General features: G+C 62.9%; 20 protein-coding genes and 1 pseudogene. 10 read left to right on the top strand and 11 right to left on the bottom strand.

Annotated features, from left to right (window positions below; genetic code table 11):
* Window positions 1-42 precede the first annotated feature (42 nt).
* Window positions 43-1,080, top strand: a complete 1,038-nt coding sequence (locus AB4Y81_RS13145; protein ID WP_055972802.1) for a LacI family DNA-binding transcriptional regulator — start codon at window positions 43-45, stop codon at window positions 1,078-1,080.
* A 25-nt stretch (window positions 1,081-1,105) separates the two neighbouring features.
* Here AB4Y81_RS13145 and AB4Y81_RS13140 read toward each other — a convergent pair whose 3' ends face one another.
* Both AB4Y81_RS13140 and AB4Y81_RS13135 read right to left on the bottom strand, forming a co-directional pair.
* Window positions 1,106-1,459: a hypothetical protein gene (locus AB4Y81_RS13140; RefSeq protein WP_275776485.1), complete on the bottom strand. Its 354-nt coding sequence runs from the start codon at window positions 1,457-1,459 to the stop codon at window positions 1,106-1,108.
* Between the two features lie 37 nt (window positions 1,460-1,496).
* Window positions 1,497-2,123, bottom strand: a complete 627-nt coding sequence (locus AB4Y81_RS13135; RefSeq protein WP_431229738.1) for a LysE family transporter — start codon at window positions 2,121-2,123, stop codon at window positions 1,497-1,499.
* 654 nt (window positions 2,124-2,777) lie between these two features.
* On the opposite strand from AB4Y81_RS13135, the gene AB4Y81_RS13130 reads away from it, so the two are divergent.
* The 3 genes from AB4Y81_RS13130 (at window position 2,778) to AB4Y81_RS13120 (ending at window position 4,725) form a co-directional block, all read left to right on the top strand.
* Entirely contained in the window at window positions 2,778-3,869 is a 1,092-nt protein-coding gene (locus AB4Y81_RS13130; protein WP_441996055.1) for a DNA polymerase IV, read from the top strand.
* Between the two features lie 221 nt (window positions 3,870-4,090).
* The gene (locus tag AB4Y81_RS13125) at window positions 4,091-4,282 is read left to right on the top strand and encodes a hypothetical protein (protein ID WP_189076286.1); all 192 of its coding nucleotides are present in this window, start codon (window positions 4,091-4,093) and stop codon (window positions 4,280-4,282) included.
* Window positions 4,279-4,725 (top strand): hypothetical protein, encoded by a 447-nt coding sequence (locus AB4Y81_RS13120; RefSeq protein WP_144401333.1) that lies wholly within the window; start codon window positions 4,279-4,281, stop codon window positions 4,723-4,725. Before AB4Y81_RS13125 ends, AB4Y81_RS13120 begins: the two co-directional genes overlap by 4 nt.
* Here AB4Y81_RS13120 and AB4Y81_RS13115 read toward each other — a convergent pair.
* From AB4Y81_RS13115 to AB4Y81_RS13095, 5 genes are all read right to left on the bottom strand, one after another.
* Complete coding sequence (locus AB4Y81_RS13115; RefSeq protein ID WP_416429610.1) at window positions 4,710-5,693, bottom strand: aldo/keto reductase; 984 nt, start codon at window positions 5,691-5,693, stop codon at window positions 4,710-4,712. The two genes, AB4Y81_RS13120 and AB4Y81_RS13115, sit on opposite strands and share 16 nt — an antisense overlap.
* 18 nt (window positions 5,694-5,711) lie before the next feature.
* The gene (locus AB4Y81_RS13110) at window positions 5,712-6,923 is read right to left on the bottom strand and encodes an RNA polymerase sigma factor (RefSeq protein ID WP_441996054.1); all 1,212 of its coding nucleotides are present in this window, start codon (window positions 6,921-6,923) and stop codon (window positions 5,712-5,714) included.
* A gap of 18 nt (window positions 6,924-6,941) precedes the next feature.
* A complete protein-coding gene (locus AB4Y81_RS13105) occupies window positions 6,942-7,301 on the bottom strand; it encodes a YciI family protein (RefSeq protein ID WP_018778223.1) in 360 nt (119 codons plus the stop codon).
* A gap of 90 nt (window positions 7,302-7,391) precedes the next feature.
* Window positions 7,392-8,207 (bottom strand): methyltransferase domain-containing protein, encoded by an 816-nt coding sequence (locus AB4Y81_RS13100; RefSeq protein WP_018778224.1) that lies wholly within the window; start codon window positions 8,205-8,207, stop codon window positions 7,392-7,394.
* A gap of 54 nt (window positions 8,208-8,261) precedes the next feature.
* Window positions 8,262-8,786, bottom strand: a complete 525-nt coding sequence (locus AB4Y81_RS13095; RefSeq protein WP_441996053.1) for a MarR family winged helix-turn-helix transcriptional regulator — start codon at window positions 8,784-8,786, stop codon at window positions 8,262-8,264.
* 168 nt (window positions 8,787-8,954) lie between these two features.
* Between AB4Y81_RS13095 and AB4Y81_RS13090 the strand changes: the two genes are divergently transcribed.
* Window positions 8,955-11,129: an MMPL family transporter gene (locus tag AB4Y81_RS13090; RefSeq protein WP_441996052.1), complete on the top strand. Its 2,175-nt coding sequence runs from the start codon at window positions 8,955-8,957 to the stop codon at window positions 11,127-11,129.
* Here AB4Y81_RS13090 and AB4Y81_RS13085 read toward each other — a convergent pair whose 3' ends face one another.
* Window positions 11,130-11,612: a GNAT family N-acetyltransferase gene (locus AB4Y81_RS13085; protein ID WP_441996096.1), complete on the bottom strand. Its 483-nt coding sequence runs from the start codon at window positions 11,610-11,612 to the stop codon at window positions 11,130-11,132. It lies immediately after the preceding gene.
* A gap of 59 nt (window positions 11,613-11,671) precedes the next feature.
* Entirely contained in the window at window positions 11,672-12,028 is a 357-nt protein-coding gene (locus AB4Y81_RS13080; RefSeq protein WP_018778228.1) for an ArsR/SmtB family transcription factor, read from the bottom strand.
* Between the two features lie 110 nt (window positions 12,029-12,138).
* Here AB4Y81_RS13080 and arsB point away from each other — a divergent pair, with 110 nt between their 5' ends.
* Genes arsB through AB4Y81_RS13060 form a run of 4 tightly spaced genes read left to right on the top strand, consistent with a single transcriptional unit; the run spans window position 12,139 to window position 16,081 of the window.
* Window positions 12,139-13,239, top strand: coding sequence for an ACR3 family arsenite efflux transporter (arsB, locus tag AB4Y81_RS13075; protein WP_441996051.1), 1,101 nt, complete (start codon window positions 12,139-12,141; stop codon window positions 13,237-13,239).
* A gap of 14 nt (window positions 13,240-13,253) precedes the next feature.
* A complete protein-coding gene (locus tag AB4Y81_RS13070) occupies window positions 13,254-13,676 on the top strand; it encodes an arsenate reductase ArsC (protein WP_039243062.1) in 423 nt (140 codons plus the stop codon).
* Window positions 13,677-13,701: 25 nt separating this feature from the next.
* A complete protein-coding gene (trxB, locus tag AB4Y81_RS13065) occupies window positions 13,702-14,679 on the top strand; it encodes a thioredoxin-disulfide reductase (protein ID WP_055972774.1) in 978 nt (325 codons plus the stop codon).
* A 28-nt stretch (window positions 14,680-14,707) separates the two neighbouring features.
* The gene (locus AB4Y81_RS13060) at window positions 14,708-16,081 is read left to right on the top strand and encodes an NAD(P)-binding domain-containing protein (protein ID WP_441996050.1); all 1,374 of its coding nucleotides are present in this window, start codon (window positions 14,708-14,710) and stop codon (window positions 16,079-16,081) included.
* A 21-nt stretch (window positions 16,082-16,102) separates the two neighbouring features.
* On the opposite strand, the gene AB4Y81_RS13055 is transcribed toward AB4Y81_RS13060, so the two are convergent.
* A complete protein-coding gene (locus AB4Y81_RS13055; protein ID WP_018778233.1) occupies window positions 16,103-16,960 on the bottom strand; it encodes a prephenate dehydratase in 858 nt (285 codons plus the stop codon).
* Window positions 16,961-17,045: 85 nt separating this feature from the next.
* Here AB4Y81_RS13055 and AB4Y81_RS13050 point away from each other — a divergent pair.
* Window positions 17,046-17,447 (top strand): annotated as a pseudogene (locus AB4Y81_RS13050) (MepB family protein); the annotation flags it as partial.
* Here the strand turns inward: AB4Y81_RS13050 and AB4Y81_RS13045 are convergent.
* Window positions 17,392-18,213 (bottom strand): aldehyde dehydrogenase family protein (locus tag AB4Y81_RS13045; protein ID WP_441996049.1); only part of this gene is annotated, 822 nt, incomplete at its 5' end. The pseudogene AB4Y81_RS13050 and the gene AB4Y81_RS13045 sit on opposite strands and share 56 nt — an antisense overlap.

Genomic DNA, 18,213 nt, shown 5'->3' with positions numbered 1-18,213 from the left:
TTGGCGCAGGTCAGAGCAGCGGAACAACGCTACGATCGATGCATGGAATCCCTGGATCGGCGCAGCAGCCGTGCTCATCGCACGCCCAGGGTGACGGCTGCCATGGTGGCCGCCCGGGCCGGTGTTTCCACAGCCACGGTCTCCCTGGTGGCCAACGGCAAAACCCAGGGCCGGGTATCCGACGACAACATCTCCCGCGTCCGTACTGCGATCGCCGAACTGGGCTACGTGGTGGACAGTATCGGCAGCTCGCTGGCCCGCGGAGTCAGCTCCATCGTCATCCTGGTCACCCCTGACGTGTCCAACCCGTTCTTCGCCAACGTCATCGCCGGGGTGCGGGAATCCTTGGGTGCGGAGTACCAGCTGCTCCTCTCAGTGACCGACGCCGGCGAATCGCCGCAGGCTTCCGACGTGCAGAAGTTGTTGGCCCTCCGCCCGGCAGGTTTGCTGGTGGGTGCCCCGAGCGCAGAGTTCCTGGAAGACCTTTCCGCAGCCGGTCCACTGGTGCTGCTGGACGCTCCCGGGCTGGAGTCGTACGCGCCGTCCGTGAACCTCGACGTCGCCCAAGGAGCCCGCGAACTGGCCCGGCACCTGGCTGCATCCGGACACACCCGTGCCGCCTACGTCGACGGCATCACCGGAACCGCGACGTTCCAGCTGCGCCGTGAAGCCTTCCTGGAAGAAGCCGCTGCCTGCGGGCTGGTGGTCGACGCCGGGCATGTCATCAGTACAGCGATCGACGTCGGTGCTGCCGCCGCTGCTTTCGCCGACGCCTGGCCCGCGTGGGAGCGCGAGGGGGTGACCGCCGTCGTCTGCGGTACGGATACCCATGCCTACGGCGTACTGCAGGAAGCGCGGGTGGAGGGTGTCGCCATTCCGGGAAAGCTGGCCGTGGCGGGCTTCGATGACCTTCCATACTCGGCCACCAGCAATCCCAGCCTCACCACTGTGCACCTGCCCGCGAGACCGCTGGGCCGCAGAGCTGGGGAGCAGCTCCGCGGGCTGATGGAGGGTGTGGCTCTCAAGGAGCCGCATGTGACGCTGGAGAGCTCCCTGGTGGTGCGCGGATCTACGGCGTAGAACCGGTCTGCATAGCTCCGGCCGGCTATCGCTTCAACGGGCGGAGCTGTTCCTCTGTGACAGGCAGCGAAACTGTGAAGTAGATCTGCGGAGCGGTCATGTCGCCCCAGTCGTCCTTCTTCACCCGAACTGCGGAGGGCGTGACCTCCGCGATCCGCACGCGCAGCCAGCCGCCGTCGTCGAGCCGTAATTCATGGGGGTCGGCCAGGTACCGCAGGCCGAGGTCATTGAGCGTTTCCTCGGCGGTGAACCAATCCACAACGTCCGTGCGCGGGCGTCCCAGCATGTCGATGGCGACGAATCCCTCATCCACGGGCTTCATCCACCCCACATGCTCGCCGCCATCCGCACGCCGGTGCTCGATCCAGTCAGCTTCCATGCCTCCGACCGTAGCATTCGGCCATGACGTACCGGGGTTAGTGAATGACCGCCAGCAGGATGCCGACCAGCACAAATAGGCAACCGAACACGCGGTTGAGGACCTTTTGGCCCTTCTGGTCATGGGTAAAGCGTTGGAATGAACGTGCTGCCAAGGCGAAGAAGAACCACATGACAATGATGTCGATGGCGAGGACTGTTGCGGTCAGCACTACATATTGCTGTACCAGGGGCTGGTCCGGGCGGATGAACTGCGGCATGAAGGCCAGGAAGAAAACAATTGCCTTTGGGTTCAGCAGGTTGACCCAGACACCCCGCTGGAACATGGACAGTGCGGGCTCGTTCTTCTTGTCATCGACCTGCTCTTTGTCCAAGTCAGGCTTGCGCAGGAACTGGCGGATACCAAGGTAGACCAGGTACGCGGCGCCAGCGTATCGGATGACGTTGAAGATGACCGGCGAATTGGAAACCAGGACACCCACACCGAGAGCGACGATCAGGATGTGGATGATCAACGCCACCTGTTGGCCGAGGATGCCCCAGATGGAGCGTCGGAAGCCTGAGTTCAGCGAGTTGCTCATGGTGAAGATCGCGCCGGCGCCGGGAGTGAAACTGATGAGGGTGCCGGCGCTTACCAGGGCCAGCCAAAGTGAAAACTGCACCATCTCAGCTTATGCGGGGGCGGCGGGTGGCCGGGACGCGTACCGCGACGACCACCTTTGCCGGACTTGTGACAGTGGCCGCCAACCTGGGGCTGGCGGCCACTGCCCCCGCTTAGGGGATGTTGTGCCAGAACCAGCGGGCAACATCAACGGCTAGCCGGATGATGTTGACCACGAGGTTCCAGGCGCCCCATGATTCCTCGCGTTTCCGTTTGGACTTCATACCGGGCACCTCCTCCCGAGGGAACAGGACGCGGCCACACCATGGGAGCTACAAGCGTTGCGCCCATGGTGTCGGGGGCCATAGACTCAAGAGGTGATGTTTGAGGTTCTAAGGCCCTCCAACCGCACCAAATGAGCGCACCGCGCCGAACAGGGACCCGATTGCCGTCGGGTCCATTGTTCTTTAACGGCACCACAGGACTTCTTCCTGGTCCTCCAACCCTAAGGGAACGGAGGCTTCTTTCCCCCGAGGGGTTTTAAGCTGTGGATCGCTTCCCTGCTGCTTTGTTGAGAAGGCTCAGGCCGGGTGCCCGGGACGCGATGCTTCCTGACCTTGTTTAGCCGCTGCAGCCACGGAATGCACCCGGAATAGGTTGATTTAGCGCTGCTGTGGGTTGAAAGAGGGTCGTGAAGGTACAGCCAAGGCCCCCGGCAATGAGGCAGACTGATCCCGTGAGCGGAACTCCCTGGGTGCTGCACGTTGATCTCGACCAGTTCATAGCGGCGGTCGAGGTACTGAGGCGGCCCGAGCTGGCCGGTAAGCCGATCATTGTCGGCGGCCGCGGAGACCCCACCGAACGGGCAGTCGTTTCGACGGCGTCCTACGAGGCCAGGGCGTTCGGCGTGGGCTCGGGCATGCCGCTGCGCATCGCAGCGCGGAAAGTGCCGGACGCCATCATCCTGCCGGTCGACCAGGAAGCCTATCTGGCGGCCTCGGAAACCGTGATGGCCACCCTGCGTGAGCAACCCGGCGCAACGGTGCAAGTGCTGGGCTGGGACGAGGCCTTTGTCGGAGTGGAAACCGAGGACCCGGTAGCTTACGCACAGCAGATCCAGGAAGCCGTGCTCGAAACCACCCGGCTCCATTGCAGCGTGGGTATCGGTGACACGCTGGTCCGCGCCAAGAACGCAACTGATTTCGGCAAACCCGCCGGCATCTTCCGCCTGACGAAGGACAACTGGCTGGAGGTCATGGGGGACAGGCCAACCATTGAGCTGTGGGGCGTCGGGCCGAAGATTTCCAAGCGGCTGGCCACCCACGTGATCACCACAGTCAACGACCTCGCTGCCGCTGATCCCCAGGACCTGGTCCCGGAATTCGGCCCGAAAATGGGCCCGTGGTACGCGCAACTGGGCCGTGGCGAGGGTGCCGCGGAAGTGGACGACACCCCTTGGGTTGCCCGGGCCCACGGCCGCGAAACCACGTTCCAACAGGACCTGACGGAACCTGGCCAGATCGAGGACGCCCTCAAGGAGCTGACGGCCCGGGTCCTGGAAGACGTCGCCGCCGAAGGTCGCCCCGTGGTTGGGTTGACGCTCAAGGTCAGGTATAAGCCGTTCTTCACCAAGACCTATGCCAGGAAAATTCCCGAGACTTACGACCGCGACGAAGTCCTGGCCCAGGCCCTCGGCCTCACCGCCAAGATCGAGCCCGACCGCCCCATCCGATTACTCGGATTGCGGGCAGAAATGGCCATGCCCGAGGAAGCCAGGAAGGGCCACACGCCAACGCGCAGCGGTTGGTAACGCCCGACGCCGGCCTGCCGCCTATCGGCGCGGACCTGACAGCTAAGATTCAATAAATAGTTTCACAATTCGCGTCACGAATTGATGGTTCACGTTCTAAGTGCATCTCCATGTTTGTCCAGCATGTCTTGGGCTTCGAAAATTGCCGGTGACTATAGTTGATCGCTTTGCGCTTCAGTATTATTCTCTAACCGGGGGTCCCGTAATGGGGATGGAGAGAAATGCAAATTGCATCATCAAGAATGAATATTGCCGTTGATACCGTCAGTGGTCGAGTTTTGGATAAGGACGCAAACGCCAGGTGTGGCGGCCGCTCCGTCACCATTTACCTGCTGTCCTCGGATGTGGATGCAACGCCCGTCAAATTTACTTTTTCCAATTTGCTCTTTGCTTTGAAGCAGTCGTTCACATGAAAAAACCAAAACTCGCAGCAGTGGTGATGCCCATCGGCTCAGTGTTGGTGGTACTGGTGATCGGCTACCTCGCTCTTCAAACGGAGGGCATGCTTAGTGGGTACTTGTTCGATCTCTCCGGCACCCCGGCCACCTCAATTGCCAAACGCTTTCCGTGGGAGCTTCAGGTCGCCACCGTGCTGGCGTGCTTCGCTGCCTCGGTTGCCTATCGAAGACTTGCAGTCGACAGGCGTCTAAAGATGCTCGTGTTTGGCACCTTGGTATTGGCGTCGGTTCTGTCTCTGCTGTTTTATGAAACCGTTCACACGACAAGGACGAGTCTCTTGGCCATGGCATTTGTTGATGGGGGCATTTCCCCACTGATATTGGGGTTTATCGCGGTCATCGCAGCGGACACGATTCACAGCAAGCGACGCCGGCCTGCCGCCTACCAGCGCGGGTGAATCGCTTCGCGGAAGTAACGGTCGTAGATATCCCGAACCCCATCGCCGAGACCCGCACCGACAACCTTCATCTCTCCGGCTTCCGCGTTGGCAGCAGCCTGCTGGGCGGAGCGGGCTCCCGGAATCACTGACGTGACGCCGTCCTGGGCTACGACCCAGGCGAGGGCCGCTTGCGGGGTGGTGACGCCGTCGGGAACCAGTGCGCTGAACTCCTGCGCGGCCTTGACGCCGGTGGCGAAGTCGACGCCGGAGAACGTTTCGCCGACATCGAACGAGGACCCGTCCCGGTTGTAGTTCCGGTGGTCATTGGCGGGGAACTCTGTTTCGGGCGTGTACTTTCCGGAGAGCAGGCCGGAGGCGAGCGGTACGCGTGCGATGATGCCGACGCCGGCTTCCTTGGCTGCGGGCAGGACCTCGTCGAGGGGCTTCAGGCGGAACGCGTTGAGGATGATCTGCACGGAGGCAGTGTTTCCGCGTTTGATGGCTTCGAGGGCCTCGTCCGTCCGCTCCACGCTGACGCCGTAGTTGCGGATGGCACCCTCACTGACCAAGGTATCCAGGGCGTCGTACACTTCATCGTTGCTGTAAACAGAGGTGGGCGGGCAGTGCAACTGGACGAGGTCCAGGGTGTCCTGCTGCAGGTTGCGGCGCGAACGATCGGTCCATTCGCGGAAGTTCTTGAGGGTGTAATTTTCGGGGACTTGATCGACCCTGCGCCCCATTTTGGTGGCTACGGTGACATTCAGTTCCGGGTGGGCACTGAGGAAGCGTCCAATGAACTGCTCGCTGCGCCCATCGCCGTAGACGTCCGCCGTGTCGAAGAACGTGACGCCATGCTCCACTGAGGCTTCCAGCACGGCAAAGGCGTCCGCTTCAGTGACGGAACCCCAGTCGGCTCCGAGTTGCCATGTTCCCAGCCCGACGGTTGAAACGGATCGGCCGGTCCTGCCAAGTATGCGCTGTTCCATGGTTCCGACTATATGGGGTCAGGGCCCGGTGGAGTCCAGCTTTGCGGCTTTGCCCAGCAGGTATCGCCGCTCCTGGAGGCTGCGGGTTTTCCTTGCTGCGTCCAGGAACGCTGCGCGGGCCTCGGGAAAGGAGCCCGCCATCTCGTGCAGATGGGCCCTGACTGCGTCCAGGCGGTGTGACCGACCGAGTGCATCATCCAAGCCGGCGAGCAACTCCAAACCGGCGGCCGGCCCGTTCACCATCGCCACCGCAACCGCACGGTTCAGCGTCACGACGGGGCTGGGAGCCATGGCCTCCAGGACCGTGTAGAGGGCCAGGATCTGAGGCCAGTCGGTTTGGTCATGGGAGGACGCTTCGGAGTGCACAGCAGCAATCGCCGCCTGCAGTTGGTACGGTCCGGCGGCGCGCCGTCCCAGCACTGAAGACAACAACGCAATGCCCTCATCGATCTGCCCGCGGTTCCACAGGCTCCGGTCCTGCTCAGCCAGCGGAACCGGTGTTCCATCGGCCATGGCACGTGCCGGGCGACGGGAATCGGTCAGCAGCATAAGCGCCAGCAGCCCGGTCGCCTCAGGCTCCGACGGCACAGCGGCCACCAGCAACCGGGTCAGCCGGATGGCTTCCGTGGTGAGGTCCTCGCGCTGCAGCGACGAACCCGAACTCGCTGCGTAGCCTTCGTTGAAGATCAAGTACAGGACGTGAAGTACGACGCCGAGCCTCGCCTTCCGCTCGGCAGGCGGCGGCATGCTGAACGTCGCTCCCGCCTTTTGGATCCCCTGTTTCGCACGGCTGATGCGTTGTCCCATGGTCGCTTCGGGGACCAGGAAAGCCGAGGCGATTTCCGCCGTCGTGAGTCCTCCAACTGCCCGCAGGGTAAGGGCGAGTTGCGACGGTGCCGATAAGGCGGGGTGGCAGCAAAGGAACATGAGGGTAAGGGTGTCGTCTGCTTCCGGAGCTGACTGGTAGGAGTGATCGGCGTCCATGGCCGACACGCGTTCTTCGCGGGCACGCCGGGCGCTTTCGCTCCGCCACATATCCACAAGCCTTCGGTTTGCGACGGCCGTCAGCCAGGCCTTCGGATCACGTGGCATGTCATGGGGCCACTGAAGTGCGGCCTCCAGCAGGGCTTCCTGGACGGCGTCTTCGCATGCATCGAACTGGCCGTTCTTGCGTGCCAGCACGCCGAGGACCTGCGGCGCGAGGGTGCGCAGCAGGTCCTCGATGTGCATGTCCCGGTCAGAGTCCAGCTAGACCTCCGGTGGTCCGTCCGGGATGGCACGAAGCTCCACGACCTGCGCGTATTTCACAATGCTTGAGCAGATCTCCACGGCGCGTTCCTCGCTGGCAACATCGACCACCCAGTAGCCCACCAAGGACTCCTTGGCCTCGGCGTAGGGTCCGTCGGTGGTGATCACGCCATCCGGGGTTTGTTTGACGAGCTTGGCGGTGCTGCCGTCGGCCAGGCCCGCGTTGAAGACGAGTTCGCCGGATTCGGTCAGGTCCTTGTCGATCTGGATCATGAAGCCGATCATTTCCCGGATCCATTCCGGATCGGCGGTCTCCATCATGCCCTCGGCCGATCCGAACATCATGATCATGTATTTCATCTCAAACTCCTTTGACGTGGCGCCCTGTGTGGGCGCTTCACCCATGGGTCGGAACAGCGGCGGACTTTTCTACATGGGTCCCAAAACTTTCTAGGCCCGGGCGATGACCTCTCCGTTGGGAATGAGGAAAAAGCCGTCTTCGGTAGCGCCCCAGCGGTGCCATCCGGCTGCGATCCGGGCGAGGTCGGCCTCGTTTGCGAAGCCGTACTCCAAGGCCTGCTCGGCAAAAGCGGAGTGCAGTACCCGTTCACTCCACACCCGGGATTGCCAGGCGCGCTGTTGGGCCGTGGCGTAGAGCCAGTTGCTGCTGGTGGGCGCCACCTGTGTGAAACCTGCCTGCTGCGCCCACGAGACCAGGCGTCGGCCGGCGTCGGGTTCTGCTCCGTTGCGGCGCGCGATCTTCTGGTAGAGCTCCATCCAGTGATCAAGTTCAGGGACTTCCGGGTACCAGCTCATGCCGTGGAAATCGGCGTCCCGCACGGCAACGATAGCGCCGGGCTTGGCCACCCGGCGCATCTCGCGCAGCGCGGCGACGGGGTCGGTGAGGTGCTGGAGGACCTGGTGGGCGTGGACGAGGTCGAAGGATTCGTCTTCGAAGTCGAGATCGTAGATGTTGCCCGTCTGGAAGGTCACGTTGTCCACGCCGCGCTCGGCGGCGAGTGCGGTTGCCTGAGCCACAATATCGGCAGACCGGTCCAGGCCTATTACTTGCCCGGGCGCAACCAGCCCCGCGAAATCGCACGTTATGCTGCCAGGTCCGCAGCCGACGTCGAGGACCGATATCCCGGTGGTGAGATGCGGGATGACAAACGCGGCCGAATTTTCGACCGTCCGTGAGGCGTGGGCCCGGACAACCGACTCGTGGTGTCCGTGGGTATAGACATCTTCAGGCTGCTGCGCGTTCATAGGGAAACGCTACAACCACGCATGCCGGTTTTGGTGGAACGGCCTGAACTGCCGCTACTTCGGTTCCGGGTGCGTTGCCTGTTGGCGGGCCTCGACGGTTGCCTCCACCATGTCGGTCATGAAGCGCTGGACCAGCTCCAGTTCTTCGGTGCTGTACGCGGCCATCGCCTTGCCCATCCGGATGGCGAGCGGCATGAACATTGCGCTGCCGTCGCGGTACGCCTTGGGTGTCATGTGGAGCTGGACCTGGCGGCGGTCCGTTCCCAGACGCTCACGGACAACGTGCCCGGAGGCGTGCAGGCGATCAATCAAGGCGGTGGTGGCGGGGGAACTGAGCCGGAGTTCAGCACGGAGCACGCCAGGCGTGACCACTTGGCCGGCCGCGGAGTGGCGCATGATGACGGCCAGGGCATTCATGTCGGTCCGGTGCATGTCGTTCTGCCCGCCGGCTGCGTCCACGTAATGGTTGGCTTCCAAGGTGAAGTCCTGGAGGATCCGCACAAGTTCTTGGGGCGCGGCGGATTGAGGAAAGTCCGCTCCTTGGAATGCGTCGGGGCGCGGGACTGATGAGTCCGACATGTCCGCCCTCCTGCCAGCGTCGTCTCGTGTTTGCTGCCTTCCGGATATTACTCCCCGCAGTCCCCGAATCCGGCATTCCTTCCCTTGAGGCCTTGGAATAGTTCCATCATAGAGATAATCTATGGTGGAATAAAGACCCGCACTGGCATCCCCACAGAAGAAGGACTCATGAACCCGAAGAAAGTACCGTTCTGGCTACGCTGGCTGGTGCCCGTGGTGCTGGTCATCACCTGGCTGGGCATTGCAGGAGTCGGCGGCCCTACCTTCGGGCGTTTGGACGAGGTCTCATCGAATGACCAGGCTTCCTTCCTCCCGGCCGGGGCCGAAGCTACCGAAGCCGGCGACTGGCAGGCCAAGTTCCGCGACTCCGAAGAGATCCCCGCGGTGGTCATCCTCGAAAACGATGCAGCGTTCACCCCGGCCCAACTGGGCGAAGCAGCCAAACTGAAAACCGACATTGAGGCACTCAAGCTGGGGAGCGCCGTCGTCGGGCCTATTCCGTCCGAAGACGGAAAAGCCGTCCAGTACATCGTTCCGATCGCTTCCACCGATGAAATACGGGACGTGGTGAAGGAACTGCGCGACGTCGTGCAGCCGGGCGCCCCGGATGGCATGAAGGCCTTCGTTACAGGCCCCGCGGGATTGACCGCTGACCTGGTCAACGCATTCGGCGGCATTGACGGCATCCTGCTGTTGGTCGCTTTGGGCGCCGTGTTCGTGATCCTGCTTTTGGTCTACCGCTCGGTGGTGCTCCCGCTGGCGGTACTCTTCACCTCGGTGTTCGCCTTGTGCGCCGCAATACTGCTGGTCTTCGCCATGGCCAAGATGGGCTGGATCCAGCTCAACGGGCAAAGCCAGGGCATCCTGTCCATCCTGGTGATCGGCGCGGCCACCGACTATGCGCTGCTGTTCGTGGCCCGCTTCCGTGAGGCCCTGACCCACACCAGCAACCGGACGCGGGCAGTCCTGACAGCTTGGAAGGCGTCCTTTGAGCCGATCCTCGCCTCGGGTGCCACAGTGATCATCGCCCTGCTCTGCCTGCTCTTCTCAGACCTGAATTCCAACAAGGCCCTCGGTCCCGTAGCGGCGGCAGGCATTCTCTGCTCATTGTTCGCCGCGCTCACGCTCCTGCCCGCCTTGATGGCGCTGCTGGGCCGCGCTGCCTTCTGGCCCTTCCGCCCCAAGCTCCTGCCCGACGACGAACGCGAACCTGAGATTGTCACCGGACTTGAGGGGCAAAAGGGTTTGTGGCGCGCCACGGGCCGTCTGGTTTCACGACGTCCCCGCGTTGTCTGGGTGGCATCGGTGTTGCTGCTCCTGGTCGCTGCCACAGGTGTGTTGCAGCTGAAGGCAAACGGTGTGCCGCAGACGGACGTCATTTTGGCCAAGTCCGACGCCGTCGACGGCCAGGAAGCTTTGGCGCGCCATTTCGACGCCGGCAGCGGCAGCCCCGCCGTCGTCGTCGCCTCGCAAAGTTCCGCGCAGCAGGTCCTGGACAAGGTCAAAGCAGCCAACGGAGTTGGTGACGCCTACCTTTTGGCCGAAGGAAACGTCCCCATTACCGGAGCGCCGGGAACTCCTTCCGATCCCGCCGTCCGCGACGGCCGGGTCCTCATCAATGCCACCCTGGACTCAGCGGCGGACTCCATCGAAGCCGAAAACGCCGTGAAAGAACTGCGGTCATCAGTCCGCGAGGTTGACTCCGGGGCATTGGTGGGCGGGGTGACAGCCACAGCGCTGGATACCAACACCACTGCCCAGCGCGACCTCGTGGTCATCATTCCGATCGTCCTGGTGGTCATCCTCTTCATCCTGATGCTCCTCCTGCGCTCCGTGGTAGCACCTGTGCTGCTGGTGCTCTCCGTAGTGCTCTCCTACGGTGCCGCGATGGGTGTCTCGGCATGGGTGTTCAACGGGTTCTTCGGATTCTCCGGAGCCGATGCCACCGTGCCGCTGTTCGGCTTCGTGTTCCTTGTTGCCTTGGGTGTGGACTACAACATCTTCCTGATGAGCCGGGTCCGCGAAGAGTCGTTGAAGCACGGAACCCGCCCAGGCATCCTCCGCGGCTTGGGCGTTACTGGCGGGGTCATCACTTCCGCCGGTGTGGTTCTGGCAGCTACGTTCGCGGCGTTGGGCGTCATCCCCATCATGTTCCTGGTGCAGCTGGCATTCATCGTGGCCTTCGGCGTGCTGCTGGATACCGTGCTGGTCCGCTCGCTGCTGGTCCCCGCGCTCGCCTATGACATCGGCAGCAGGATCTGGTGGCCGGGCAAGCTGGCCCGTGAATCTTCGGCACCTTCGGCCGGGACCCGTGAAGAGGAAGAAGCGCCGGTGGGGAGGTAGTTACACCTGCCGCGACCGGCGCTCAATCAGGACGGTGTCACGCCACTGACCGACGCGGGGACCTCCAGGCATGCGGGCGATGCGCTCCCGGCGTCCGACAACGACGAAGCCTTCGGCTGTGTGGAGCCGAAGGCTGGCTTCGTTCTCGGGGAACACGCTGGCTTGGATGGTCCAGATGCCGGCACTCTCCGTGGAGGCGATCAGTGCCCGGAGGAGGTTCTTCCCAATGCCCAAGCCCCTGGCTTCCCGGGCAACGTAGATGGAATGCTCCACGACGCCGGCGTAAGCGGCCCGGGACGACACCGCCGAAACCGCGGCCCAGCCCAGCACCACGCCGTCCACGTCAGCAACCAGCCGGTGTTCCTGCAGGCGCGAAGCGTCGAATTGCTCCCATTCCGGTGCATTGGCTTCGAAAGTGGCGTGCCCGGACTCGATTCCGGCTGTGAAGATCTCCCTCACTCCGGGCCAGTCCTGTCCCGTCATCGGACGTATAACTTGCCGTGCGCCGTCCAGCGGGCGTGGGCTGGTGGCGGCTGGGAAAGTCACAGGCTTTCCAGGAGGCTGCTGGTCCGTTCCATTGCGCCGGGGACCATGGAGTAATAAGCCCAGGTGCCGCGCTTCTCGCGGTGGAGGAGGCCCGCATCCACGAGGATTCTAAGGTGGTGGGACACTGTGGGCTGGCCGAGGCTCAGGGGCCCGGTGAGGTCGCAAACGCAGGCTTCGCCTCCTTCCGAACCCTTGACGATGGACAAAAGGCGCAGGCGGTTGGGGTCCGCAAGGGCTTTGAATACCGATGCCCGGAGTTGAGCCTCGTATTCGTCGATGGACGACGGCCCCGACGGCTCGCAGCACTCTTCCGCTTCTACTTGTGTCAACTCAAGAACAGGCCCGGACTTCATACACCCATGGTGCCATACATTGACAAGCATCGATATAGTTGGACATACTCAATATCGAAGTTCATCAATGTTCTGCCCCGTCGATAGCGGGCATCGAGATCAGGAGCCACGTGAGCATCCCGACGAAAACCGCAGCCCGTGAGGTGAACCAGGGCGCCGCCGTCGTGGGAAAGCTTTCGGCCGTTGACCGTTTCCTCCCCCTCTGGATAATCGCCGCCATGGTCCTGGGTTTGCTTCTGGGCGGTCTCATTCCAGGGCTGAATAGTGCCCTGGAGGGCGTGAAGATCGGCGAAGTCTCGTTGCCTATCGCCCTGGGCCTGCTGGCGATGATGTACCCGGTTCTCGCCAAAGTCCGCTACGACCAGGCACACCGGGTGCTGGCCGACCGCAAGTTGATGGTCACCTCGCTGGTGATCAACTGGGTTCTGGCCCCTGCCTTCATGTTTGCGCTGGCGTGGTTGTTCATCCCCGATCTGCCGGAATACCGGACAGGCTTGATCATTGTGGGTTTGGCACGCTGCATCGCCATGGTGATGATCTGGAACGACCTCGCGTGCGGAGACCGTGAATCCGCGGCCGTTCTTGTCTTCATCAACTCAGTCTTCCAAGTGGTCGCATTCGGGGGCCTTGGCTGGTTCTACCTCCAGTGGCTGCCCTCCCTTCTTGGTCTTCCCACCACCGCTGCCGATTTCTCCTTCTGGGCCATCACGCTCTCAGTTCTCGTCTTCCTTGGTATCCCGCTGCTCGCCGGCTTCCTCACCCGGGTCTTTGGCGAGAAGGCCAAAGGACGCATCTGGTACGAGGACGTCCTCTTGCCCAGGATTGGTCCGTGGGCGCTCTACGGCCTCCTTTTCACCATCACACTTCTGTTCGCGCTCCAGGGCGGCATCATCATGTCCCGGCCGATGGATGTTCTCCGCATTGCTTTGCCGTTGCTGGTCTACTTCCTGGTGGTGTTCGGCGCCGGGATGCTGACAGGCCGCCTGCTGAATCTCGGCTACGCCAAAACCACCACCCTCGCTTTCACGGCCGCCGGCAACAACTTCGAACTCGCCATCGCTGTAGCGATCGGAACCTTTGGCGTAACCTCGGGCCAAGCCCTCGCCGGCGTCGTCGGGCCCTTGATTGAAGTACCCGTCCTTGTTGCACTTGTGTATGTAGCCCTCTGGGCGCGCGAGCGCTATTTTCCTTCCACCACCATCGCTGCCTGACCTTCGAGGAAACCATGACCACCGAAAACGCCAAGAAGCCTTCAGTCCTGTTCGTCTGCGTCCATAACGCGGGACGCTCCCAGATGGCCGCAGCATTCCTCACGACGCTCTCCGACGGAGCCATCGAAGTCCGCTCCGCCGGTTCGCAGCCCGCAGACAAAGTCAACCCTGCTGCCGTCGAAGCCATGTCTGAACTTGGCATCGATATGTCCGCCGAGATACCAAAGGTCCTCACCACGGAGGCGGTCAAGGAGTCCGACGTCGTCATCACCATGGGATGCGGCGACGAGTGCCCGTATTTTCCAGGCAAGCGCTACGAGGACTGGGTTTTGGAAGACCCCGCAGGCCAAGGCCTGGACGCAGTCCGCCCGATCCGCGACGAAATCAAGACACGTATCGAGGACCTGATTGCCTCATTGATCCCTGCAGCCAAGTAAACCCCGAGAAACAGGAGAGACACCCGTGAGCAACGAACAATTGATCATCATCGGGTCCGGCCCCGCGGGGTACACGGCCGCCATTTATGCCGCCCGGGCAGGCCTGAACCCCCTGGTCCTGGCAGGTTCAGTCACGGCCGGCGGCGCCCTGATGAACACCACCGAAGTGGAGAACTTCCCCGGTTTCCCGGCAGGCATCCAAGGTCCCGAGCTCATGGACGGTCTCCAGGAACAGGCCGAAAAGTTCGGCGCCCGCATAGTGTTCGACGACGTCACGGAAGTTGAACTCAGAGGTCACCTGAAGCGGGTGGTTACCGGGGCGGGTGAGACCCACGAGGCTCCGGCCGTCATCCTTGCCACCGGTTCCGCGTACAAGGAGCTAGGCCTCCCGGAGGAGAAGAAGCTCAGCGGACACGGTGTGTCCTGGTGTGCCACCTGTGACGGTTTCTTCTTCCGCGAACAGGACATCATCGTGGTTGGTGGCGGGGACTCAGCCATGGAGGAGGCCACGTTCCTCACGCGCTTCGGCAAGTCCGTGACAGTGGTGGTCCGGAAGGGTGAATTGCGGGCATCCCGCATCATGGCCCAGCGCGCCAAGGACAATCCGAAAATCACGTTCGCCTGGAACTCGGCCATCACCAAGATCCACGGCGACAGCAAAGTAACTGGCGTGACCCTCACGGACACCCGTACCGGCGAAACCCGGGAGCAGGGAGCTACAGGCATCTTCGTTGCTATTGGCCACCTGCCACGCACGGAGCTCGTTGCGGGCCAGGTGGACCTCGACGACGAGGGCTACATCAAGGTGGAGTCGCCCACCACGCTGACCAACTTGTCGGGTGTCTTCGCCTGCGGCGACGCCGTGGATCACCGCTATCGGCAAGCCATCACAGCGGCCGGCACGGGCTGCGCGGCTGCCTTGGACGCCGAACGGTACCTGGCCGCCCTGGATGATGCGGACAGCATCGCAACAGCACTGGTCGAAGAGCCAACCCACTTCTGAGCAATACCAATGGAGGTATGAGTCACTCATGGTTGAAAACCTTCCCGTCGCCATAATCGGTGCGGGTCCCGTCGGATTGGCTGCAGCAGCCCACGTGCTCGAGCGCGGCCTGGACCCGCTGATCTTCGAAGCCGGAGCAACGGCAGGTGCCGCCATTGGACAATGGCGCCACATCCGGTTGTTCTCGCCATGGCGATTCAACCTCGACGCCGCGGCCGTCCGCCTGCTTGAACCCACGGGTTGGGAGTCACCGCGGCTGACTGCGCTTCCCTACGGCGGCGAACTCATCGACAACTACCTTGCCCCGTTGTCCGCCATCCCGGCGATCGCTTCCCGACTCCGGACGGGAGACCGGGTTCTCGCCGTCACCCGTAGCGGCCTGGACAAGACCCAAGGGCGCAACCGCGACACGACCCCCTTTGTTGTGCGCGTTCAAGATACCGCGGGGGAGGTACGCGACTACGCCGTTTCGGCGGTCATCGATGCCTCAGGCACATGGTCAAGGCGTAACCCGCTGGGGATGTCGGGCCTGCCTGCCATCGGTGAGGACCGCGCCTCTGACAGGATCTCATCATCCCTTCCCGACGTCTCAGGGCGGGACCGGCATACCTTCGCTGGACGCCGGGTCCTGGTGGTCGGTGCGGGGCACTCCGCGGCGAATACTTTGATCAACCTTGCGGAACTGGCCAAGGAAGAACCGGGAACACGTATTCTTTGGGCTGTCCGGGGAGCCTCGGCAGAGAAAGCCTACGGTGGCGGAGATGCCGATGGACTGCCCGCGCGCGGACAACTTGGCTCCCGTCTTCGCCGCTTGGTCGACGCCGGAACGATAGAACTCCACACGGGCTTTGGCATCAGCTCGCTGACCGATGCCGAGCACGGCGTGACCGTAAAGTCCGGCGACGGACGCGACCTGGTGGCAGACGTCGTCGTGCCTTGTACTGGATTCCGCCCGGACCTGGATATGCTCCGTGAGCTGCGCCTGGACCTGGACCCGGCTGTTGAGGCGCCTACTGAACTGGGGCCGCTCATCGATCCCGAGTTCCATTCCTGCGGCACTGTTCCGCCGCACGGCGCCAAGGTACTTTCGCACCCGGAGAAGGACTTCTACATTGTGGGCATGAAGTCCTACGGCCGTGCTCCCACATTCCTGTTGGCTACCGGCTACGAGCAGGTCCGCTCGGTGGCGGCGGCGCTGGCAGGGGATCGAGTGGCGGCTGACGCCGTGCACTTGGAACTACCGGAAACCGGCGTGTGTTCGTCCGATGCCGGCACCAGTTGTGACGTTCCTGCTGTTGCCGCTGCGTCTGCGGAGGATGATTCCAACAGTTGCTGCTCCGCTCCGGAGCCGGTGCTCATCGGCATTCCGACCGGGCTGGCCCACGGTCGTTCCGGAGCCTAGACGCTGTGGCTATCAACCGGGTCAGGCGCTGACCGTGTTCCGTTCCCTGTAGGCATCTGCTGCGTAGACGCCGAGGACGCGCACTTCCGTGGTGAAGAACTCCAATTCCTCCAGCGCACGGCGCAGGCGGGCGTCCTCGGGGTGCCCCTCCACGTCGGACAGGAACATGGTTGCCGCGAACTCGTCGCCCACCATATAGCTTTCCAAACGGGTCATGTTGAGGCCGTTGGTCGCGAATCCACCCAGTGCCTTGTAGAGGGCTGAGGGAACGTTGCGGACCCGGAAGACGAAGCTGGTGATTGCGGGACCGGGGAGTTCTTCCTTGGTGGGAAGTTCGCGTTCCCGGGCCAGGACAACAAAGCGGGTGGTGTTGCTTGGGTTGTCTTCGACGCCGGAGGCAAGCACGTCCAGTCCGTACAGTTTGGCGGCAAGCGGCGGAGCCAGCGACAGTTTGCGCGGATCATTCCACTCGCTGACTTCGCGGGCTGATCCCGCTGTGTCCCCGGCAATGACAGGCTTGAGCCCGGCTTCGCGGATAATCCTGCGGCACTGACCCAGCGCATGGATGTGGCTGTGGACCTCGGTGGCGTCCTCAATGGTGCTGCCTGGGATTCCCATCAGGTCAAAGTGGATCGGCAGGAAGTACTCGCCGACGATCTGGAGTTTCGACTGGGGGAGCAGCACGTGGATGTCGGCCACTCGTCCAGCGATGGAGTTCTCGATGGGGATCATGGCCAGATCGACGTCTCCATTGGAGACCAGTTCAAACGCGTCCTCAAAGCTGGCGCATGGGACGCTTTCAAGCTCGGGGAACATTTCCTTACATGCGAGATCCGAATTGGCTCCGGGCTCGCCTTGGTACGCAATCTTTTGGGCCATGCTGCTCATGGTTACACGGTGAGCGTCCGGCGACCCAACCGCGTCCAACCTGTGACTGGACAAGCGGGGGCGAGGAACAGCTTTCGTGGCCTGTAGGGTTCGACAGGTGAACTTCCACGCCTTTGAGCGCTTCGTAGCCCGGCAGCCGGTTCCTGATGATTCCAGCGGCATTGTCCACGCGGAAGAGCAGAACAGCGACTATGAATCCGGAGTTGCGTTGATCGCCGGACAGCAGTGGCGCATACGGACTGCGCGGATCACGCCGACGAAACCGGGTGCTTTTGTGGCGGTGTGGAAGCGGGACGTCAGTGGTTCAACCCGCCCGTTCACCGCGGCGGAGTCGTTGTCAGGCCTGCTCGTCTTCGTGGAGGACGGTGAGCGTTTCGGAGTATTCCGGTTCACCCCTGAACAGTTGATCTCACTGGGCTATGTCAGTTCCGGCCCGAGTCAGGGCAAACGCGGCTTCCGGGTCTATCCACCGTGGTGCACTCAACTGAATCCCCAGGCGCTGCGCACCCAGCGCGGGCAGGCCGCTGCGTTCGTCGAGCTACCGTCGACATGCGCAGCGGGGCCTGCCCCGGCCGGTGGAGTGAGGCGCCCAGTCCGACGTCGAGCGCGTTCGCCTTGGCGACGGCCTCGTCAACGGTGCTGTACTTGATGATCGGCAGCGCGGGTCCGAACTGTTCTTCAGCCACCAGCGGGTTGTCGTTATCGATGTCCGCCACCAGGGTGGTCGGGTAGAAGTTGCCGGGCTGGTCGGCGTCGGGGTTGCCGCCGATCAACACGCGCGCACCGGAATCGCGGGCGGCTTCAACCAGGCGGGCCACGATGTCGTACTGCTGCCGGTTCTGCAGCGGGCCCAGAACGTTGTTCTCATCCAGRCCGTTGCCCATCGGCATGGCAGCAGCAACAGCTGCAAGCTCTGAGCAGACGGCTTCGTACTGGGACTCGTGCACGTACAGGCGCTTCAGGGCGGCGCAGGTCTGGCCGGTGTTGATGAACGCCCCCCAGAACAGCCCCTCGGCGATGGCCTTGGGGTCGGAGTCCGGCAGGACGATACCGGCGTCGTTGCCGCCGAGTTCCAGCGTGAGCCGCTTGACCGTGTCGGCCGACGAACGGATGATCGCCTTGCCCGTGGCGGTGGAGCCGGTGAACATGACCTTGCCGATGGCGTCGTGCGAGGCCAGCGCTTCGCCGACGTCGCGGCCGCCGGAGACCACGGACAGCAGTCCTTCAGGCAGTTCCTGGTTGAT

The sequence above is a fragment of the Paenarthrobacter sp. TAF1 genome (assembly GCF_052113825.1).
GTDB classification, from domain to species: domain Bacteria; phylum Actinomycetota; class Actinomycetes; order Actinomycetales; family Micrococcaceae; genus Arthrobacter; species Arthrobacter nicotinovorans.
This window is presented reverse-complemented; position numbering and strand designations above follow the sequence as displayed.

Coding starts and splice junctions, on each gene's coding strand:
- AB4Y81_RS13145 (WP_055972802.1), top strand. CDS start 43: ATGGAATCCCTGGATCGGCGCAGCAGCCGTGCTCATCGCACGCCCAGG.
- AB4Y81_RS13140 (WP_275776485.1), bottom strand. CDS start 1,459: ATGGAAGCTGACTGGATCGAGCACCGGCGTGCGGATGGCGGCGAGCAT.
- AB4Y81_RS13135 (WP_431229738.1), bottom strand. CDS start 2,123: ATGGTGCAGTTTTCACTTTGGCTGGCCCTGGTAAGCGCCGGCACCCTC.
- AB4Y81_RS13130 (WP_441996055.1), top strand. CDS start 2,778: ATGAGGCAGACTGATCCCGTGAGCGGAACTCCCTGGGTGCTGCACGTT.
- AB4Y81_RS13125 (WP_189076286.1), top strand. CDS start 4,091: ATGCAAATTGCATCATCAAGAATGAATATTGCCGTTGATACCGTCAGT.
- AB4Y81_RS13120 (WP_144401333.1), top strand. CDS start 4,279: ATGAAAAAACCAAAACTCGCAGCAGTGGTGATGCCCATCGGCTCAGTG.
- AB4Y81_RS13115 (WP_416429610.1), bottom strand. CDS start 5,693: ATGGAACAGCGCATACTTGGCAGGACCGGCCGATCCGTTTCAACCGTC.
- AB4Y81_RS13110 (WP_441996054.1), bottom strand. CDS start 6,923: ATGCACATCGAGGACCTGCTGCGCACCCTCGCGCCGCAGGTCCTCGGC.
- AB4Y81_RS13105 (WP_018778223.1), bottom strand. CDS start 7,301: ATGAAATACATGATCATGATGTTCGGATCGGCCGAGGGCATGATGGAG.
- AB4Y81_RS13100 (WP_018778224.1), bottom strand. CDS start 8,207: ATGAACGCGCAGCAGCCTGAAGATGTCTATACCCACGGACACCACGAG.
- AB4Y81_RS13095 (WP_441996053.1), bottom strand. CDS start 8,786: ATGTCGGACTCATCAGTCCCGCGCCCCGACGCATTCCAAGGAGCGGAC.
- AB4Y81_RS13090 (WP_441996052.1), top strand. CDS start 8,955: ATGAACCCGAAGAAAGTACCGTTCTGGCTACGCTGGCTGGTGCCCGTG.
- AB4Y81_RS13085 (WP_441996096.1), bottom strand. CDS start 11,612: ATGACGGGACAGGACTGGCCCGGAGTGAGGGAGATCTTCACAGCCGGA.
- AB4Y81_RS13080 (WP_018778228.1), bottom strand. CDS start 12,028: ATGAAGTCCGGGCCTGTTCTTGAGTTGACACAAGTAGAAGCGGAAGAG.
- AB4Y81_RS13070 (WP_039243062.1), top strand. CDS start 13,254: ATGACCACCGAAAACGCCAAGAAGCCTTCAGTCCTGTTCGTCTGCGTC.
- AB4Y81_RS13060 (WP_441996050.1), top strand. CDS start 14,708: ATGGTTGAAAACCTTCCCGTCGCCATAATCGGTGCGGGTCCCGTCGGA.
- AB4Y81_RS13055 (WP_018778233.1), bottom strand. CDS start 16,960: ATGGCCCAAAAGATTGCGTACCAAGGCGAGCCCGGAGCCAATTCGGAT.